Below are 19,692 nucleotides of genomic sequence, written 5' to 3'. Positions count from 1 at the left end.
CACCTCCCTGTGAGAATGCAAATTTTTACGTATTGGTTTTATAAGATTCTGTATAGAGATGACAGGCAACATAATGTTCATTGCCCATATTTGTTAATTCAGGGCGTTCAGAACGGCATCTTTCATGCGCTTCAGGACACCTGGTATGAAAAGGACAGCCAGCAGGAGGATTCGACGGACTTGGCATATCTCCTTCGAGCTTAATTTTTTCCCTCTTTCTATTCACATCTGGGTCCGGAACAGCGGAAATAAGTGCTTTCGTATAAGGATGAAGCGGCTGCTTATACAACGAATGTTTCGGAGCAACTTCTGCTATTCTCCCTAAATACATAACTGCAACCCGGTCACTAATATGTTTAACAACGCTTAAATCATGTGCAATAAATAAGTATGTGAGATTAAATTCCTTTTGCAAATCATCCATTAAATTGAGTACTTGTGACTGAACAGACACATCCAATGCAGAAACAGGTTCATCACCAATAATAAATTTAGGGCGTGTAGAAAGCGCACGTGCGATTCCAATTCTCTGGCGCTGTCCTCCTGAAAATTCGTGCGGATACTTAAACCGTGCCTCTCCGCCAAGACCTACCGTGTCAAGAAGCTCAATAACCCTGTTCTGGCGTTCTTTTTTCGTCAAACGATCATGCAGCATCATTGGTTCCTCAATTAATTCCCCTACGCTCATTCTCGGATTTAGTGAACCGTATGGATCTTGAAAGATCATCTGCATATCCTTTCGATGAGGACGTACTTTTCGTTGGGAATAGCTCGTTATATCATTTCCATTAAAAACAATTTGACCTTCTGTAGGATCAAGCAGTTTTAATATTAAACGGCCAAGTGTTGATTTTCCTGATCCTGATTCCCCAACGACCCCTAGTGTTTCACCTTGATAAACGCTCAAAGATACATCATCAACAGCCTTTACGTGGCCAATAGTTCTTTTTAAAATACCGCCTTTCACAGGAAAAAACTTTTTTAAGTTTTTCACTTCTAGTAATTTTTCTTTTGGCTGCTGCGGGGTAAGAAGGTTATCTTGCGCTTCTTTGGATTCATTGATGACTGTCATGAATTATGACCTCCTCCCCGTTATACAAAATACATCGCACCTTGTGGTTATTCTCACTTTCTATTAGTTCCGGCACTGCTTTTGTACAAGCATCCATAGCATGCTTACACCTTGGTGCAAAACGACACCCTTCCGGGAAAGAATGAGAAGGCGGCACTGTTCCTTGAATAGATTCCAATCTTTCTTTTTCATCTTCTATTCTCGGCATACTTGCTAAAAGTCCCACCGTATAAGGATGCTTCGGATTATTGAACAATTCTTTTACTGTAGCTTTTTCGATGATCTGACCTCCGTACATCACCATAATCTTATCGGCCATTTCAGCTACCACTCCCAGATCGTGGGTAATCATAAGAATGGCTGAATTAGTTTGTTCTTTTAATTCTTTCATCAGATCAAGAATTTGAGCTTGAATGGTAACATCAAGAGCGGTAGTCGGTTCATCCGCAATCAGCAGTTTAGGGTTACAAGCCATGGCAATAGCAATAACTACCCTTTGCCTCATTCCTCCGGATAGTTGATGAGGATACTCATTTACTGTTTGTTCTGCATTTGGAAAACCTACCATTTTTAATAGCTCGACAGCTTTTTTATATGCTTCTTTTTTCTTCATTTTTTTATGTTTTCGTAACGGTTCAGCTATTTGCATCCCTACTGTAAATACAGGGTTTAAGGAAGTAAGGGGTTCTTGAAATATCATTCCAATCTCATTGCCCCGTACTTTATTCATCTGTTTATGAGAAAGTTGAAGTAATTCTTTCCCCTCCAGCTTCATGGACCCTTCTACAATTTTTCCCGGTGGTTCGGGTATAAGCCGCATAATTGACATCGCAGTAATACTTTTACCGCTCCCTGATTCTCCGACTAAAGCTACAGTTTCACCTTTATGTATGTCAAAGTCGACTCCATCGACTGCTTTAGCCGTTTTATTACTTTCAAGAGAAAAATAAGTTTTTAACCCCTTCACATCCAGCAGCGTTTCACTTGTCATGCACCCACCCCGCTTATGTTTAGTGTCAAGATGTCAAGATTTTTCAATCGATGTTTAAGGGAGTATATAAGAAAACGAATCTTTATATTGTTTTAATTCCACATTTACATCCGCATTCAAAATTCCGTCAATCTGAGAAAGTTCATCGTTAACAAAGTTAACTAAATCCTCATTATTTCTGAAATAAGCTTGTATAATCAAATCGTGTTTTCCTGAAAACGCGCCAATAAAACGTACTTCAGAATAAGATTGTAAGCATTCAGCAATTTTCTCCTGCTTTCCAAGTTTTGTAGATAAGCCTATGATTGCCTGGACCTGCAGCCCAACTTTGTTTGGATTCGTATGAATGATAAACTCGAAAACATTGTTGTTTAACATTTTATTAATCCGCGAACGTACTGTACCTTCACTAACATCAAGAAAGCGGGCTATTTCACTATAAGAACGTTTCCCATTTTCCTGAAGGTACCCCAAAATTAAAAGATCAGTTTGGTCTAAAGTTTTCATACACTTCACTTCTTTTCATTTACTATTTAATAAATATTTTCGTCTTCACGTTACGAAAAAAACAGGACTATAGTATCTTTCTTTATGAATTCGTAGAAAAACCTATAATTAAGGTTATTATAAGTAATTGTTTCCAATATTGCAATATAGTTTTCTGTTTTTTTGGAATCTTTTTGATATATTATTCTCTATAAGTATTTACAGAATAAATTATCATTCATTTGAATCATATATTGGTAGCGCTTTCAATTCAATATTTTTGACAAAAAAAGAAGGCAATTATGAAAATCCGCCTTCTTTCTCTTCTTTTTATTTCTTTGTGATATATTCTTTGTTACCCATATATACCCGTAGGACGTGTGGAATTTGAATGCTTCCATCTTCTTGCTGATAATTTTCCATAATGGCTGCCACTGTTCTTCCCACAGCCAAACCTGAACCATTCAACGTATGAACAAATTCTGTTTTGGATTTTTGATCACGTTTAAATCGTATATTAGCACGGCGCGCTTGGAAATCTTCGAAATTACTGCAGGAAGAAATTTCTTTATAACCTTCATAACTTGGCAGCCACACTTCAATATCGTACTTTTTAGCAGCAGTAAAGCCAAGGTCCCCGCTGCACATATTCATAACACGATATGGGAGTTCTAAAAGCTGAAGAACTTTTTCCGCGTGTCCTGTTAATTTTTCTAATTCATCATAAGAATCTTCCGGTTTTACAAAACGTACAAGCTCTACTTTATTAAATTGATGCTGACGAATTAAACCTCGGGTATCCCTTCCTGCTGAACCAGCCTCTGAACGAAAACAAGCACTGTAAGCAGCATAGGCCAGCGGCAGGTCTTCTGCTTTTAAAATTTCATCGCGATACAGATTCGTCACTGGAACTTCGGCTGTAGGAATCAAAAAGTAATCTTCTTCTCTAATTTTAAATGCATCTTCTTCAAACTTAGGTAACTGCCCTGTTCCTGTCATACTATCACGGTTCACCATGTAAGGAGGAAGAAGCTCCTCATAGCCATGCTCTTCTTCATGCAAATCCATCATAAAATTAATCAAAGCACGTTCTAATCTTGCTCCAGCACCTTTATAAAATACAAATCGGCTGCCTGTTACTTTTGATCCTCTTTCAAAATCCATCATTTGTAATTCATCGGCAAGGTCCCAATGTGCTTTTGTCTCAAAAGGAAAAAAAGGTATATTTCCCCATTTACGAATTTCCTCGTTATCCGTCTCATCTTCTCCATATGGGACACTTTCATGAGGAATATTTGGAATGCGAAGTATGAGGGTGTTCAGCTTATCTTCCACTTCCTTTAATTCTTCATCAAACGCTTTAATGTTGGCAGAAACTTCTTTTGTTTCTTTTATTAAGTGATCGGCATCTTTCTTTTCTCTTTTAAGCTTTGCTACTTCTTGAGAAACTGTATTTCTTCGCTGTTTCAATTCTTCTGTTTTTTGGATAAGAGTTCTTCGTTTTTCATCTAGTTCTTGAAATTTGTCGATTTCACTTACATTTTCTCCTCGTTTGTCTAGCTTTTGTTTTACTTCGTCAAAGTTATTTCGAAGTCTTTTTACATCTAGCATATAAAAACCTCCTTCAGCTAAACTTTTCGATTGTAATAATAATTTAAGTAAAAGTTGATTTAGTTAGAGCATAACGTCTGCAAATGCGCGCTTGATCATAAGATTCGCATCTGGCGTGAAAAAACCCGCCCCTTATTCAAAAGGGACGGGAATAGCCCGCGTTGCCACCCAAATTGCAAAGATAAATGGATATTATCCCTGCCTCTTTGAACCCAGTAACGCGGATAAAACGAAGAGAACTACTTCTTTTCACTCTCTTACTCAGAGCGGGATTCATTACATTCTGCAGCCGGTTCACACCAACCACCGGCTCTCTGGGTATCAGAAATGCAATTACTAATGCCCTTCCATGCTTTTTTTATGTCACTGCCATTGAATCAGCAGTTGTTTCTTTTGATTCTCTAACCATTTGTACAAAATATTGATGGAAACGCGCATCCTCTGTTAATTCTGGATGAAATGAACAAGCTAGTAAATGACTTTGTCTTGCAGCTACAATCTCTCCTTCATATTCAGAAAGAACATCCACTTCTTTTCCTACACCAGTAATAAGCGGCGCACGAATAAATACTGCTTCGACTTCTTCACCTACATCTTTGACAAAAAGCTTTGTTTCAAAACTTTCCCGTTGGCGGCCAAAAGCATTTCGCTGAACTTCCATATCCATTAATTGAAGATAGCCTCGAGGTTCGCCTTTAATATCTTCAGCCATTAAAATTAACCCGGCACACGTGCCGAAAACAGGTTTTCCTGCTTCAGCAAACTGCTGCAACGGCTCAAAAAATCCATATTTACCAACTAAACGGCGCATGGTGGTACTTTCTCCGCCGGGAAAAACTAAACCATCAAGTTCGGCCAGCTGCTCCACACGCTTTACTACCTTGACCTCTACATCGGGTGCTTGTAAAGATTTCACGTGTTCACGAACAGCTCCCTGCAGCGCTAGTACTCCTATTTTTATCATGGGAACCCTCCTTCACATATATACGATAAAAGATACGATGAGGGTAGATTTTACCAGCCGCGGTCCTGCATACGTTCAGAAGGTTCGAGATTAGAAATTTCCATACCTTTCATCGCAGTGCCGAGACCTTTGGATAAACGCCCAATCAATTCATAATCTTCATAATGAGTCGTTGCTTCTACAATTGCACGTGCAAATTTATCTGGTTCATCTGATTTGAAAATACCCGAACCTACGAATACGCCGTCTGCACCTAACTGCATCATAAGCGCCGCATCAGATGGAGTTGCGACACCGCCAGCAGCAAAGTTCACTACAGGCAATCTTCCATTTTCTTTAATTTCAAGCAGCAATCCATAAGGGGCTCCCAAGTTTTTCGCTTCTGTCATGAGTTCATCCTTTGACAACCCAGTAACCTTTTTCACTTGAGATTGCACCATTCTCATATGACGAACAGCTTCTACGATGTTGCCTGTCCCAGGTTCTCCTTTTGTTCGGAGCATAGAAGCACCTTCCCCAACGCGTCGAAGGGCTTCGCCCAAATCACGCGCACCGCATACGAAAGGTACGGTATATTCGCTTTTATCTAGATGATAAACCTCATCTGCGGGAGTTAATACTTCACTTTCATCAATATAGTCTACCCCAAGAGCTTCTAAAACTCTCGCCTCCACAATATGACCAATACGTGCTTTAGCCATAACAGGGATGGATACAGCATTCATTACTTCCTCTACGATTGTCGGGTCAGCCATCCGAGCTACTCCGCCAGCTGCCCTAATATCTGCCGGTACCCGCTCTAGCGCCATAACCGCTACAGCGCCAGCTTCTTCTGCAATCTTTGCTTGTTCTGCATTCACCACGTCCATGATGACGCCGCCTTTTTGCATTTCTGCCATTCCACGTTTTACTCTATCTGTTCCTCTATCTGCCATCTTCTAATTCCTCCCGCTATTGTCCTAAAATATATGATTTGTTTGCTAACATATGGGTAATACTAATCATGAGCAAACAGATTGATTTTATTATGCTATTTATTGTAACACTACCTTTACCGAGAATAAAGTACTGAACTTTTTCTTTCCGCTTTCGGCGGTAGTGAGCAGGCCTTTTTAAGATATTGCCTGTGTGTTTAAAACAAACCTCTCATAAAACTTGCAGCATTGTCCCAAACATTACCAAAAAAGCTGCCGATACTGCGAGCAGTCAGGGCCAGCCATCCTGCTTTTTCAACATCTTTGTCTACAACCAATGGTACTTGGTTGTGATCTGCCATGGTTTCTTGTAAATAATTATTTCCTTCATCTTCCACCGTAACGGTACCAACTACTTCGCCGGCTTCTACGGGAGCTTCTAACTGTCCGTCTTCATCAAGTAATTCTTCATCTAACGACACAACTGCCTTCACATTTTCTGATTCTCCTTCTTCAACTAACACAGACAATGAATCACCTGCAGAAACTGAAACTTCATTTTCTTTTCCTTTAGTAACAGGAACGGTATTTTGATCTTTAAAATGATCTCCCTCTGCCACTAATTCTTCAAAGGAATAATTATCAAAACCATAATCTAGCAATTTAGCGGTTTCTTCAAAACGGGCTTGTCTTGAAGCGGTTCGCATTACTACAGAAATATAACGAAGTCCGTCTTTTTCGGCAGTTCCAGTAAATGCGTTCCCGGCCAGATCAGTAAAACCTGTTTTCAATCCATCTACACCTTCATAAGGCATTGGTCCATCTGGAAGCATCCAATTCCAATTTTGCATTTCTATGTAATCTTCAGTGTCTTCTTTGAATGTTTTTTCATTAATACTTACCGTATCGAGTACTTCTGGATAATCTTTCAATAAATGGTAAGTAAGTATAGCGGTTGCTCGAGCTGACATCATATTTTCAGCATCCGCTTCTGTTCCATCTGGGTGAGCACCGTTCATTGATTTATTATTAAGGCCCGTTGAATTGACAAACTCATATTCTTTCATTTCTAATTCTTCTGCTTTTTCGTTCATCATATCCACAAAATTACTCTCTGACCCAGCTATGTGTTCTGCCAGAGCTACAGTAGCTGCGTTTGCAGAATAAATCGCCAATGCTTCATACAACTCTTGAACAGTGTACGTCTCATCCTGTCGAAGCGGCACGTTGGAAAGCGTCGTATCAAGCGATAGCTGCCGTACGTTATCACTAATTTCCACTTCCTCATCCCAGGCAATGTCTCCATTGTTTACAGCTTCATGTACGAGGTACTCTGACATAATTTTTGTCATACTCGCCGGTGGTAAAATTAAATCTATATTGTCTTCATATACTATTTTCCCGGTTTCTGCTTCCACTAAAATAGCTGAATCTGCTTCTAGATCTGGTTCTTGGCCTGAAACAACCTTATCCCCACCAAATAGAAGGCCTAAGCTTAAAAACGCAGCAATACTTGTTTTTATCCATTTCATTTTTTTCAAAATCTTGCACCTCCACGGTCTACTTGCACAATCGATATTTTATCACAGGAATAAGTAAAAAAATAGATAGTCATGAGACCTATTTCCTGTTAATTAAATATTTCCCGGGAAAAGAAAAAACTGCCTCAACAAGGTTTTTTTCTGGGCTCTCTCTTATTGAGAGGTAACAGCCAATTCATAAACAGAAACACCTTATTGAGGCAGATCCTAATTATAGGCGGGTCTTATAAGTTATAGTTAGGAGCTTCTTTTGTTATTTGAACATCGTGCGGGTGACTTTCCCTTAACCCTGCATTTGTAATACGGGTAAATCGTGCATTTTTCCTTAGATCATGGATAGTTGCTGTTCCGCAGTAACCCATGCCGGCTCGGATACCCCCGATTAATTGATGCAAAGTATCAGAAAGCGGGCCTTTATAAGGGATTCTTCCTTCAATACCTTCAGGGACTAATTTTTGATTATTTTCCTGGAAATAACGGTCTTTACTTCCTTGCTCCATAGCTCCCATGGAACCCATGCCGCGATAAACTTTAAACTGTCTGCCTTGATAAATTTCTGTTTCTCCTGGACTTTCAGTAACACCGGCTAAAATACTGCCGAGCATCACGGCATGTCCGCCTGCTGCTAATGCTTTCACAATATCTCCGGAGTACTTTATGCCTCCGTCTGCAATAATTGGTATGTCGTGTTTACTAGCTTCACGGGCACAATCATATACAGCTGTGATTTGCGGCACCCCTACGCCTGCAACCACTCGTGTGGTACAAATAGAACCGGGTCCAATACCAACTTTCACAACATCTGCTCCTGCTTCAATAAGATCTTTTGTACCTTCAGCAGTCGCTACATTCCCTGCGATAAGGGTTAGTGAAGGGTAAGCGTCTCTAATTTCTCTTACTTTATCCAAAACACCTTGAGAATGACCATGTGCCGTATCAATAACGATTACATCTACTTCTGCATTTATCAGCGCTTCGACACGCTTTAATGCATCGTTTGTAACACCTACTGCTGCACCTGCTAATAAACGACCATGTTCATCTTTTGCAGAATGAGGAAATTCAATGACCTTCTCAATGTCTTTAATAGTAATAAGACCCTTTAAGGTTTGATCTTTTTCCACGAGCGGCAGTTTTTCAATTTTGTGTTCTTGAAGGATACTCTCTGCTTCTTGCAAAGTAGTACCAACAGGAGCAGTAACCAGATTAGAGCTTGTCATAACCTCTTCTATTCTAATTGAATAATCTTCAATAAAACGCAAATCTCTATTGGTTAAAATACCGACTAATTTTTGCTCATGATCAACAATAGGCACTCCTGAAATGCGATACTTGCTCATTAAATGTTCCGCATCAAATACTTGCCGATCGGGAGTTAGAAAGAAAGGATCAGTTATTACGCCGCTTTCTGAACGTTTAACCTGATCTACCATTTCGGCTTGATCTTCAATCGACATATTTTTATGGATAATACCAAGGCCGCCTTCACGGGCAATTGCAATAGCTAATGATGCTTCTGTTACCGTATCCATTCCAGCACTAATAATTGGAATATTTAATTTTAATTTCTCTGAAAGAGTTGTTTTTACTGAGACATCCCTCGGGTGGATATCAGAACGATCTGGGACCAGCAGTACGTCATCAAATGTCAGGCCTTCTTTTGCAAACTTGTCTTCTCTCACAGTTATCTCATCCTTTCTTTATGTTTAAACTAAACAGCCGAGAATAATTAATACTTCTCTGATGGTCATTCCATCATAAATTAACAGTCTGCTGCTCAAACTAAACTCACAGATTTTTTATGTAAGCTTTTAGTGCGTCTTTATTCCTGAGATTTTCTAATATCTTATCATTTTTTTTGGAATGGCACGAGTAAATGGAATAAGTTTAAACATTCCGAAAAATACATTCCTTTTTTCTTTAGAATTTTCACTCTAACACTAGCTTCCTTTTCCCTTGTTACATTACAAATGGTTGTTAAATATAGAAGACCGTGCATTAGAGTCTCAGCATTAGTTGGAAGCGTCTAATACAATATGAAAGGGAGGTGCTCATTTATTGTGAATAATAACGATACTGCACTTTTTTCATATTTCTCTCCTTACGAATCACAAGAAGTACTGCGCCGATGGCTTTTAGAAACATATCTGCTTCGGCCGGATTTAAAAAAAGAAGCTTATGAATGGAGTTATCAAAATGCCTCCATCTTTCATTATGAATGGCTGATAGGAAGAAATTATTGGATAGAAGGTATACATTCTTCGTTATTGGTTAAACCGCTTCTTCTTTTTTATGGACTTACTCATCTGTTAAAAGGGCTGGTGTTAATTGTAGACCCCAGTTATCCTTCCACTGTTGAAGTTCTTGCTCACGGAGTAACTTCAAGAAAAAGAAAAAAGAAAGGATATACCTTTCTCGATGACGAAATTAAAATTCAAAAAAAAGGTTTTTTTCCTCACTTTTCTCAATTTATGTTTCACATGAAACATTCAACCGGAGAAAAATGGAAAATGAGCGAATTGCTTTTGCTGATAGAGGAAATACTCCCCCTATATTGTAAAGTCAAAGGAACAGGGGACCTTCCCCGAATTGATATAAACAATTCATATTTAATGATAGAAACACCACAGCCTATTTATCAGGAAGATATTAAATCTTTCTCAAATACCCTTGAAAATATGGGTATCCAACTGCAGGGGATTAAACAGGTTAATGATACTTCTGTTAGTTTGAAAATAAATAAATTAACTGAGCATCAAAAATCTCTTTTTTTAGAAAATAATAACCAGCTATTTTTGCCTCCATTGCGTTCTGCTCATGACCGCCTTCTTCCGAAACTGTGTGTACATTATTTACTGTTATATAATTTGAGCATGATTTGCAGATATGAGGGAGAATGGTGGGGAGAGTTAATCTCATTGCAATACTCTGAAGATTATCCTTTTATTAAAACATATTTAACGGCAGCCGAAGGGTCCATTCCTTCCCTTTTTAAACCGTTTTTCAATTAGACACTACCTCTTCAATAAATGGTCCTTCTTTTGCTGTTATTTGAATGACTTTATTTTTATCTTGCAAGCGTACCAATCGAGCAGCTGGATACTTTTTGTCAATATAAATGATTTCTCCTGATTCTCCATTACTTAAACGTACTTTGGTTCCAATAGAAATATTTGAACAGTTTTAGGGTGAAGTTTTCCGAATTGCTCTTTTGACATTTTATCAATAACTTTATATGAAGATTGTTTTTTCTGTAATACCGTTCACTTGTCATCGCGTGATAGACATCAGCAACCGCAATTACCCGGCTCACGCTCACTTTATGTATCTTGTCCCCTTTTACTTCTAAGGGATACCCGCTTCCATCTTCTCTTTCATGATGCTGTAATGAAGCATTCAGCACGTGATCGGAAACAGACTTTGTCTCTTTTAACATTTTATAAGAGTAATAAGGGTGATTTTTCACTTCCACATAATTTTCTTCTGATAAATGACCTTTACTGTTTAATATAGATGCTGGAAGTCTTGCCATTCCAGCATCACATAGAGCCCTGCAACTCCTGCCCGTTGCCATAATTTTTTTGGGAAATGCTGCTTTTTGGCTAAGTATACGGCTAACAACCCGGTAGCAATTGCATGATGAATATAGATAATTTTCTCTAGTGCTATAGTGGTGCAGCATTAACACTTTATTAGGTTCTTCCATCATTTTATTAACAAGCGGGGAGGAGAGCTTTCTTACTTCACCCGTTTCTACTTTTGTTCCACCAGCCAGGATTGAAATAACCTCTTATATGATTGCACCGCTTCTAAGTAATGATCTAGAAATGTTTTCAGTTCATCTATAGTAAATGTGTGAGTTTCTTGCTCTTCTTCTTCTTGAACAGTCGGATAAAAAGGGCTGCTATCTATTAAAGTTTTTTCTATACTTACTTCTTGTATAAAAAACACTTCTAAAACTTTTAAGTGGTCTGCATTTAGCACAGTCTTTTTTCTTACAACAGGATGAGAAGTGACTGCGTAAACATCGAGTATACAGCCTTCTTTTAATTGGTGGCTTTGTACCTTCATATTCTTCCTCTTCCCCTTTAAGAAACACTCGGTTTATCGCCCTTTAAAGGTAACCAGCTTAAAAAAACTTGCCGACTTTTCTAACAGTGAAAAAAAATGAACATCTGAATAATTCCTTAATGCTTTCATTATACAACAAGGACTATTGGTTTATAAACTTTTTTCCTATAAAAAACCTCCGGCCATAAAAGCCGAAGGTTGATATTATTCGTCAGAATTAGTTTCTTCTTTAGAATTAGAAGGCGGAGCTTCTTCTGATAGTTTTTCGTTTTGGCTGTTTGTTTCATTATCTGACTCTTCTTCCGGTGTTTCTACTGGTGCTACAGTAGAAACTTCTTCTCCTTCAGAAAGGCGGATTAATTTGACCCCTTGAGCATAGCGGCCCAGTCTAGATATTTCCTGGGTTTGCATTCTTATTAAAACCCCATGAATGGTCATAATCATAATATCATAATCCTCTGAAATACAACGCATAGAAACAAGGTCTCCATTACGTTCTGTTAAGTTACACGCTTTAAGGCCTTTTCCGCCGCGGTTTTGGACTTTAAATTCTTCAATTGGTGTACGTTTTCCAAACCCTTTACTAGTAACCATGAGCACATCTTTGTCTTCAGAGGTGATATCCATTCCAACGACTTCATCATCCTGATCTAATGAAATAGCTTTCACACCGGTGGCAGTACGGCCCATGAACCTTACATCTTTTTCATTAAAATGAATAGCCATACCAGATTTGGTACCAATAATCAGGCTTTCATCACCATGGGTTAAACGGACCCCATGCAGTTCATCATTCTCTCGGACATTAATGGCAAACAGGCCGCCTTTACGAATATTTGAAAAGGCTGATAGTACTGTTCGTTTTGCAATACCTCTTTTTGTTAAAAAGAACAGGTATGCATCATCCGAAAATTCTTCAATAGGGATTACCGTGCTAATGTATTCATCTTTTTCTATTTGAAGTAGATTAATAATCGGAATTCCTTTTGCTGTCCGTTTTAGTTCAGGAATTTCATAGGCTTTTAACCGGTATACTTTTCCCTTGTTTGTGAAAAAGAGAATCGTCTGGTGAGAACTTGTCGTAAATAAGTGTTCGACAAAATCATCGTCATTGGTGCCCATACCCTGGATCCCGCGGCCTCCTCTTCTTTGGCTGCGATAGGTATCAATAGGCATCCGTTTCAAGTAACCTTGATGGGAAATAGTAATGACTACATTTTGACGAGGGATTAAGTCTTCGTCTTCAATTTGATTTTCGCCTGCTGTAATAACCGTTCTGCGTTCGTCATTAAATCTTTCTTTTAACTCTCCCAGTTCTTCTCGAATGATCTCGAGAACCCGTTCTTCACTGTCTAAAATGGCTTTAAGTTCTTTAATCCTCTCCACCAGGTCTTTGTATTCCTGTTCAATTTTATCTCTCTCTAAACCTGTTAGTCGCTGCAGACGCATATCTAAAATAGCCTGAGCCTGATCATGGCTAAGAGAAAATTTCTCCATCAGCCCGTTTCTTGCGATATCCGTCGTTTCCGACCCGCGAATCAGCTCGATCACTTCATCCAAATGATCTAAAGCTACCCGTAATCCTTCTAGAATATGAGCTCTCGCTTCTGCCTTTCTTAATTCGAATGCAGTACGCCGTTTAATTACCTCTTTTTGATGTTCAAGGTAATGGTTTAAGCATTCTTTAAGATTTAGTACTTGCGGCCGGCCGTCCACTAAAGCGAGCATATTAATTCCAAAGCTTGTTTGAAGAGCTGTTTGTTTATATAAATTATTTAGCAGTACGTTGGCGTTAGCATCTTTACGGACTTCTATAACGATTCTCATACCATTTCTGTCTGATTCATCGCGTAAATCGGTAATGCCCTCAATTTTTTTGTCTCTTACCAGTTCTGCTATTTTTTCTATTAAACGTGCTTTATTGACTTGATATGGCAATTCATCGACAATAATTGATTGTTTTCCATTTTTGTTTTCATCAATATAAGCATTAGCACGTATAATAATTGAGCCCCGTCCTGTTTGATAAGCTTTTTTAATTCCAGAACGTCCAAGAATTAAAGCTCCGGTTGGAAAATCAGGACCTAGAATATATTCCATTAATTCAGGCACTGTCATTTCCGGATTTTTACTCAGCTCTAGTACACCGTCAATTACCTCTCCAAGCTGATGTGGAGGAATATTAGTAGCCATTCCCACAGCAATTCCCGCTGCCCCATTAACTAGTAAATTTGGAAATCTTGCTGGCAGCACGATTGGTTCTTTCTCATTTCCATCGTAGTTATCTTGGTAATCAATTGTATCCTTATTAATGTCTCGGACCATTTCCATAGAAATTTTGGACATTTTTGCTTCAGTGTAACGCATTGCTGCTGCAGCATCTCCGTCTACAGATCCAAAATTTCCGTGGCCGTCTACTAACATTTTTCGGTAGCTGAAATCCTGTGCCATCCTAACCATTGTTTCATACACAGCAGAATCACCATGCGGATGGTACTTACCAATAACATCACCGACAATACGAGCTGACTTTCTGTAAGGCTTGTCTGGTGTCATACCAAGCTCATTCATCGCATACAGTATGCGGCGATGTACGGGTTTAAGGCCGTCCCTCACATCCGGAAGCGCCCGGCTGACAATGACACTCATCGCGTAATCCAAAAAAGATGTACGCATCTCCTGGCCAATATTTATTTCTGTGACTCTTGATTCATTCTCTGCCATTCCTGCAACCTCCCAAAATTATGGAGCTGTGATAAGAAAAGCGGAAGCGCCCTGAATGGCTATTACAGGCGCCTGCTGTCTTTACACATCTAAATTCTTTACGTAGTGAGCATTTTCTTGAATAAAATCCCTTCGTGGTTCTACACGGTCTCCCATTAGGGTCTCAAAGATTTCATCTGCTTTCATAGCATCTTCAAGCGTAACCTGTAGTACCGTTCTTGTTTCAGGATCCATTGTCGTTTCCCAAAGTTGAGAAGGATTCATTTCACCGAGTCCTTTATACCTTTGGTAGCCTGGTTTAGGCTGAGACGGAAGTTCCGCAAGAATTTCTTCCAGCTCTTTCTCTACATATGCGTACCGAACTGTTTTTCCCTGCTGTATTTTGTATAAAGGCGGCTGTGCAATATAAACATATCCTTTTTCAATCAAAGGCCGCATATACCGATAGAAAAAAGTTAAAATTAACGTTCGAATATGAGCACCATCTACATCAGCATCTGTCATAATGAAGATTTTATGGTACCTGGCTTTTTCTATATCAAATTCGTCTCCAATACCAGAACCTAATGCTGTAATGATAGAACGAATTTCATTGTTAGCAAGTATCTTATCCAGCCGTGCTTTTTCAACGTTAATAATCTTACCGCGCAGCGGCAGAATGGCTTGAAAGTGACGGTCTCTTCCCTGCTTTGCAGAGCCGCCGGCAGAATCACCTTCGACAATATATATCTCACTGATGGATGCATCCCTGGAAGAACAATCTGCTAACTTACCTGGCAAGGAACTTACTTCTAATGCATTTTTTCTACGCGTTAGTTCTCTTGCTTTCTTGGCTGCTTCTCTTGCACGCGATGCCATAAGACCTTTTTCTACAATGTTTTTCGCAGTATCAGGATTTTCAGATAAAAACCTTGAAAAATTTTCACTAAACAGCGAGTCTGTGATAGTTCTTGCTTCACTGTTTCCTAGTTTTGTTTTTGTTTGTCCTTCAAACTGCGGGTCTGGAATTTTAACCGAAATAATAGCGGTTAACCCTTCCCTAACATCGTCTCCTACAAGGTTAGGGTCATTTTCTTTGAATAAATTGTGCTTTCTCGCGTAATCATTAATAGCACGAGTTAAACCTGTTTTAAAGCCGGATTCATGGGTTCCGCCTTCGTGTGTATTAATATTATTAGCAAAAGAATAGATGTTGCTTGTAAAACTTGAATTGTATTGAACCGCTATTTCTACTTGAATTCCGTCTTTTTCACTTTCTATAAATATTGGCGGTTCATGAAGAGCTTCTTTCTGCCGGTTTAAATACTCAACAAAAGAGGCAATGCCGCCTTCATAATAATACTCTACCGGTTCAATTTCTTCATCGCGTTTATCATCAAAAATAATGTGTAACCCTTTATTTAAAAAAGCAAGCTCTCTTAATCGAGTAGCAAGTGTATCATAATCAAACTCTCCGGTTTCTCTGAAAATTTCAGGATCCGGTTTAAAATGAATTTTAGTTCCGTGTTTGTCTGTCTTGCCAATGACCTGCAGATCTTGTTGAGGGACACCGCGTTCATAGTTTTGATAATAAATTTCGCCATCACGATGTACTTCGACTTCTAACATTTCAGAAAGAGCGTTCACTACAGAAGCCCCTACACCATGCAGGCCGCCGGATACTTTATAGCCTCCGCCGCCAAATTTACCGCCTGCATGCAGTACGGTCATGATAACTTCAACAGCTGGTCTTCCCATTTTCTCCTGAATACCGACAGGAATACCGCGTCCATTATCTTGGACTGTAATGCTGTTATCTTTTTCTACGGTTATATAAATATAATCGCAATAACCGCCCATGGCTTCGTCAATACTGTTATCTACGATTTCCCAAACCAAATGATGAAGGCCGCGCCCGCTGGTAGAACCGATATACATTCCAGGCCGTTTGCGTACAGCTTCTAGCCCCTCTAACACTTGAATTTGACTTTCATCGTATGAGTGTTGTTCTATTGACAATTCTATTCACCTTCACTTCCATACATGTTCCGTTTGAACATAAGACAGACTAATGAGAAAAGCTTTCGTAACCTGTTCAGCCGCGATAAGTTATATAACCTGGACCTGCCGGGCTCTTAAACTTAACAATAAAAAGTGTAAAAAACCTTACGTTTCGGCATTTTCCCCAACTTCTTCACTGAAATCTTCAAATTCTGACACTACTTGTGCCCGCCGTCTTAGCGTTAAAGAAGAAATAGGAGATAAATAAACTCTATCTATCGTTACGACTACAGACTTTGTCAGCTCTTTTGAAATTTCTACTACGTCACTGTTTTCCTGAGAGGATAAAAATTGTCTTGTTATACTTGAAGAATCATGGGTATCTTGATCAAGTATGGCCACAACATCTTTAGACCGGATAACTGTGTCTCCGCCTAAATGAATAAACATCGCTTCCACCTCATTTCTTTTGCTTCACTGTACCTTCATCCACATAAAACGTGGAGGCTTGTTTCAATGTTTCGTGTTCTATTCCATCTGCACTGGTCGTTGTTACAAATGTTTGAACTTTCCCTTGAATGGTATTTAACAGATGAGACTGCCGGTAGTGATCCAATTCAGAAAGGACATCGTCCAATAATAAAATCGGGTACTCCCCGATATTATCGTGTATTAATTCGATCTCTGCGAGTTTCAAAGAAAGTGCAGCGGTTCGCTGCTGGCCTTGCGACCCAAATGTTTGTACTTCTTTATTATTAATGAGAAGAGACAATTCATCCCTGTGTGGTCCGCTTAACGTAACCCCGCGGCGAATTTCATTTTGTCTGTCCTCTCTTAACTTGTAATTTACTCTTTCTTCTATCTTCGACAAATCCATGTCTTCTGATACCTGTGATGCGGGAACGTATGTGATGACTAAGTCTTCTTTTTCTCTTGTAATTTGCCGATGGATATCTTTTGCCCATGTTTGCAGCATTTCGAGAAAAGAAAATCTTCTTTTTATCACTTTTGCTGCAGCTTGAGACAATTGATCAGTTAAAACATCAAGCATGACTTCCTGCTCCTGGGCCGGTACAGGAAACATACTTTTTAAAAGTTGATTCCTTTGCTTTAAGATACGCTGATAAATAGTAAGATCATGAAGGTATACAGCGCTGATCTGCCCAATTTCCATATCAATAAAACGGCGCCGCATACGCGGTCCGCCTTTAACAAGATTAAGATCCTCCGGTGCAAACATCACAACATTGCAAGAACCAATAAATTCACTTAATTTTTTTTGTTCAAGTCCATTTACTTTTGTTTTTTTCCCTTTAGAAGAAACAATTACTTCTAGAGATAGAGAGTGGTTCTTTTTAGTAATATCAGCTTCTATACGGGCAAAATCTTCATTCCATTCAATTAATTCTTTATCCTTGGACGTTCGATGTGATTTAGCAAAGGCAAGCACATAGACAGCTTCCATTAAATTTGTTTTACCTTGAGCGTTTTCTCCTAAGATGACATTAACTTTATTCTCTACGTTAAGTTCTATTTGGCTGTAATTTCGAAATTGCTTAAGACGGAGCGCATTAATATACAAGAAGATCCCTCTTACTTTGAAGAAACCATAAAAGTACCGGCTCCTTCAATTTTTATTTCGTCACCATGGTATAGCTTTTTACCGCGCCGCTGTTCCGGTTCCTGATTCACAAGGACTTCATGCTCAGACAAAAACCACTTTGCCATACCGCCGCTATCAATAACGCCCGTTTCTTTTAAAAGCTGCCCTAGAGTAATATACTCCGTTTCTATCTCAATGGATTGGCTCATATTTATCCCTCCTGTGCCTGCAACATCGACCGTAAATTCCGTTCCATACTTAATAGGTTGAAAATTTATCCTTCGAACGACATATGAATACATTATATATTTTACTAAACTATACGCCTAACGCCAATAGGAACAAAGAAGAAAACCTGAAGTACCATCAAATTCCTGTTTCAGAAGAGAAAGAAAGCCCCCGGGTTTACTTTAATCCCCAGGGACTGTGTTATATTTTTCCAGATCGCAGTCCGCCCTAAACTTTTTCTTAATAAGTACGTACAGGAGAAAACAGATGAAGCATTTGATTATGATCAGTCGGACGCAGGATAAATGGGCTCATTGCCCCGGTAAACATAATATGCACCATTTCACTATCAATTACTTTTAACGCATCCATAATGTTTTTGCCATTGAAGGATATACGTATTTCTTCCCCTTCTAAAGCTCTGCAGGTTATTTTCTCTGTTACTTTTCCTACTTCTGATGAAATAGAAGTAATTTCTAATTCATCTCCCTCTAACGTTTTTAAATTAATAACATTGTTTTTTGCTTCTTTGGAAAGAAGTAACGCTCTTTCAAGTGATTGCAGTAATTCTTTTACAGATAGTTCCATTTGGGTTTTTGATTGTTCAGGAATCATATTCTTAGTTACTGGATATTTTCCTTCAAGCAGTCTGGAAAAGAAAAGCAGGTATTTAAATTTAAATAAGACCTGACTGTCTGTTACTACTACTTCTACAAGTTCATCTGTATCTTCTAAAATTTTGCTTAATTCATTCAGACTTTTCCCCGGAATCACTATGTTCGAAAGTTCAAGGTTTTCCGAGTTTGATTCCATTGAAGCTTTTCTCATAGCTAAGCGGTGGCTGTCTGTTGCAGTACAGGTTAATTGTCCTCCCTCACTCTCAAGGTTTACACCTGTCAACACCGGTCGTGTTTCCTGAGTGGACACGGCAAATACCGTTTGCCTAATCATATCTCTCAATAAATTTTGAGGCAGACTGAAAGATCGGCTTTCGTCTAACTTTGGAAGCCGCGGGTATTCTTCTGGGTCTAGTCCGTTTAAATTAAATACAACACTGCCGGAACGTAACGTTGTAGCAAACTGATCTTGAACGATAACTTCTATTTCTTCTCCTGGCAGCTTTTTAACAATATCAGCAAAAAAACGTGCTTGCAAAACAATACTGCCTTCTTCTTTTATTTCTACGTATTCTCTTTCTTCATCAGCAGCAGGGATAAACGATTCAATAGATATGTCAGAATCACTGCCTGTTAATGTAACCCCTTCTGAAGAAGCTTCTATCTTTATTCCTGTAAGAATAGGTATGGTTGTTCTGGAAGATACAGCTTTATTAACGTGCTGTACACTATGAACGAATTGTTCATTCTGAATGACAAAATGCATACTACATCTCCCTTTATATATATTAATTAATAAATAATTAGTCGTAATAGTAATAGAGGCTGTGCACTGTGTGGATAAATGGCGAATTATCCTTCAAAACGGAGTTATTTACATGTGGATAATC

The 19,692-nt window shown here is 38.9% G+C and carries 17 protein-coding genes and 1 other annotated feature; of the genes, 1 reads left to right on the top strand and 16 read right to left on the bottom strand.

From position 1 onward, the window contains the following. Nucleotides 1-25 precede the first annotated feature (25 nt). The 8 genes from ACE1TI_RS07390 to guaB all read right to left on the bottom strand — a co-directional run bounded on the left by ACE1TI_RS07390 (nt 26) and on the right by guaB (nt 9,261). Nucleotides 26-1,072: an ABC transporter ATP-binding protein gene (locus tag ACE1TI_RS07390; protein ID WP_375006939.1), complete on the bottom strand. Its 1,047-nt coding sequence runs from the start codon at nt 1,070-1,072 to the stop codon at nt 26-28. Then, the gene (locus ACE1TI_RS07385) at nt 1,056-2,063 is read right to left on the bottom strand and encodes an ABC transporter ATP-binding protein (RefSeq protein WP_375006938.1); all 1,008 of its coding nucleotides are present in this window, start codon (nt 2,061-2,063) and stop codon (nt 1,056-1,058) included. Before ACE1TI_RS07385 ends, ACE1TI_RS07390 begins: the two co-directional genes overlap by 17 nt. Before the next feature lie 54 nt (nt 2,064-2,117). Then, nucleotides 2,118-2,570, bottom strand: coding sequence for an Lrp/AsnC family transcriptional regulator (locus tag ACE1TI_RS07380; RefSeq protein WP_375006937.1), 453 nt, complete (start codon nt 2,568-2,570; stop codon nt 2,118-2,120). Between the two features lie 309 nt (nt 2,571-2,879). Continuing rightward, nucleotides 2,880-4,160 (bottom strand): serine--tRNA ligase, encoded by a 1,281-nt coding sequence (serS, locus tag ACE1TI_RS07375; protein WP_375006936.1) that lies wholly within the window; start codon nt 4,158-4,160, stop codon nt 2,880-2,882. A 138-nt stretch (nt 4,161-4,298) separates the two neighbouring features. Beyond that, nucleotides 4,299-4,519: a binding site (T-box leader), on the bottom strand. Next, nucleotides 4,519-5,124, bottom strand: coding sequence for a pyridoxal 5'-phosphate synthase glutaminase subunit PdxT (gene pdxT, locus ACE1TI_RS07370; protein WP_375006935.1), 606 nt, complete (start codon nt 5,122-5,124; stop codon nt 4,519-4,521). It overlaps the preceding feature by 1 nt. Before the next feature lie 50 nt (nt 5,125-5,174). After that, a complete protein-coding gene (pdxS, locus tag ACE1TI_RS07365) occupies nt 5,175-6,059 on the bottom strand; it encodes a pyridoxal 5'-phosphate synthase lyase subunit PdxS (RefSeq protein WP_375006934.1) in 885 nt (294 codons plus the stop codon). A gap of 197 nt (nt 6,060-6,256) precedes the next feature. Beyond that, on the bottom strand, nt 6,257-7,570 hold the full coding sequence (locus ACE1TI_RS07360; protein ID WP_375006973.1) for a serine hydrolase: 1,314 nt from the start codon (nt 7,568-7,570) through the stop codon (nt 6,257-6,259). Nucleotides 7,571-7,803: 233 nt separating this feature from the next. Continuing rightward, nucleotides 7,804-9,261, bottom strand: coding sequence for an IMP dehydrogenase (guaB, locus tag ACE1TI_RS07355; RefSeq protein ID WP_375006933.1), 1,458 nt, complete (start codon nt 9,259-9,261; stop codon nt 7,804-7,806). A 378-nt stretch (nt 9,262-9,639) separates the two neighbouring features. Between guaB and ACE1TI_RS07350 the strand changes: the two genes are divergently transcribed. Further along, nucleotides 9,640-10,590, top strand: a complete 951-nt coding sequence (locus ACE1TI_RS07350) for a YaaC family protein (RefSeq protein WP_375006932.1) — start codon at nt 9,640-9,642, stop codon at nt 10,588-10,590. 128 nt (nt 10,591-10,718) lie between these two features. Here the strand turns inward: ACE1TI_RS07350 and ACE1TI_RS07345 are convergent, their stop codons facing one another. The 8 genes from ACE1TI_RS07345 to dnaN form a co-directional block, all read right to left on the bottom strand. Beyond that, nucleotides 10,719-11,261: an HD-GYP domain-containing protein gene (locus ACE1TI_RS07345; protein ID WP_375006972.1), complete on the bottom strand. Its 543-nt coding sequence runs from the start codon at nt 11,259-11,261 to the stop codon at nt 10,719-10,721. A gap of 71 nt (nt 11,262-11,332) precedes the next feature. Further along, complete coding sequence (locus ACE1TI_RS07340; RefSeq protein ID WP_375006931.1) at nt 11,333-11,650, bottom strand: hypothetical protein; 318 nt, start codon at nt 11,648-11,650, stop codon at nt 11,333-11,335. Between the two features lie 204 nt (nt 11,651-11,854). Then, nucleotides 11,855-14,374 (bottom strand): DNA gyrase subunit A, encoded by a 2,520-nt coding sequence (gene gyrA / locus ACE1TI_RS07335; protein ID WP_375006930.1) that lies wholly within the window; start codon nt 14,372-14,374, stop codon nt 11,855-11,857. A gap of 81 nt (nt 14,375-14,455) precedes the next feature. Next, nucleotides 14,456-16,372, bottom strand: a complete 1,917-nt coding sequence (gyrB, locus tag ACE1TI_RS07330; RefSeq protein ID WP_375006929.1) for a DNA topoisomerase (ATP-hydrolyzing) subunit B — start codon at nt 16,370-16,372, stop codon at nt 14,456-14,458. A 147-nt stretch (nt 16,373-16,519) separates the two neighbouring features. Next, nucleotides 16,520-16,804 carry an extracellular matrix regulator RemB gene (gene remB, locus ACE1TI_RS07325; protein WP_375006928.1) on the bottom strand — a complete coding sequence of 95 codons (285 nt, stop codon included), beginning with the start codon at nt 16,802-16,804 and terminating at the stop codon, nt 16,520-16,522. Nucleotides 16,805-16,814: 10 nt separating this feature from the next. Beyond that, the gene (recF, locus tag ACE1TI_RS07320) at nt 16,815-17,936 is read right to left on the bottom strand and encodes a DNA replication/repair protein RecF (protein WP_375006927.1); all 1,122 of its coding nucleotides are present in this window, start codon (nt 17,934-17,936) and stop codon (nt 16,815-16,817) included. 11 nt (nt 17,937-17,947) lie between these two features. Next, the gene (gene yaaA / locus ACE1TI_RS07315; protein WP_375006926.1) at nt 17,948-18,166 is read right to left on the bottom strand and encodes a S4 domain-containing protein YaaA; all 219 of its coding nucleotides are present in this window, start codon (nt 18,164-18,166) and stop codon (nt 17,948-17,950) included. 259 nt (nt 18,167-18,425) lie between these two features. Then, nucleotides 18,426-19,568, bottom strand: a complete 1,143-nt coding sequence (dnaN, locus tag ACE1TI_RS07310; RefSeq protein ID WP_375006925.1) for a DNA polymerase III subunit beta — start codon at nt 19,566-19,568, stop codon at nt 18,426-18,428. Nucleotides 19,569-19,692: the final 124 nt, after the last annotated feature.

Origin of the sequence: Alteribacillus sp. JSM 102045 (genome assembly GCF_041949975.1) — a bacterium.
Lineage (GTDB): Bacteria > Bacillota > Bacilli > Bacillales > Marinococcaceae > Alteribacillus.
Note: the sequence above shows the minus strand (reverse complement) of the source record. Positions and strands in the feature narration are given on the sequence as shown.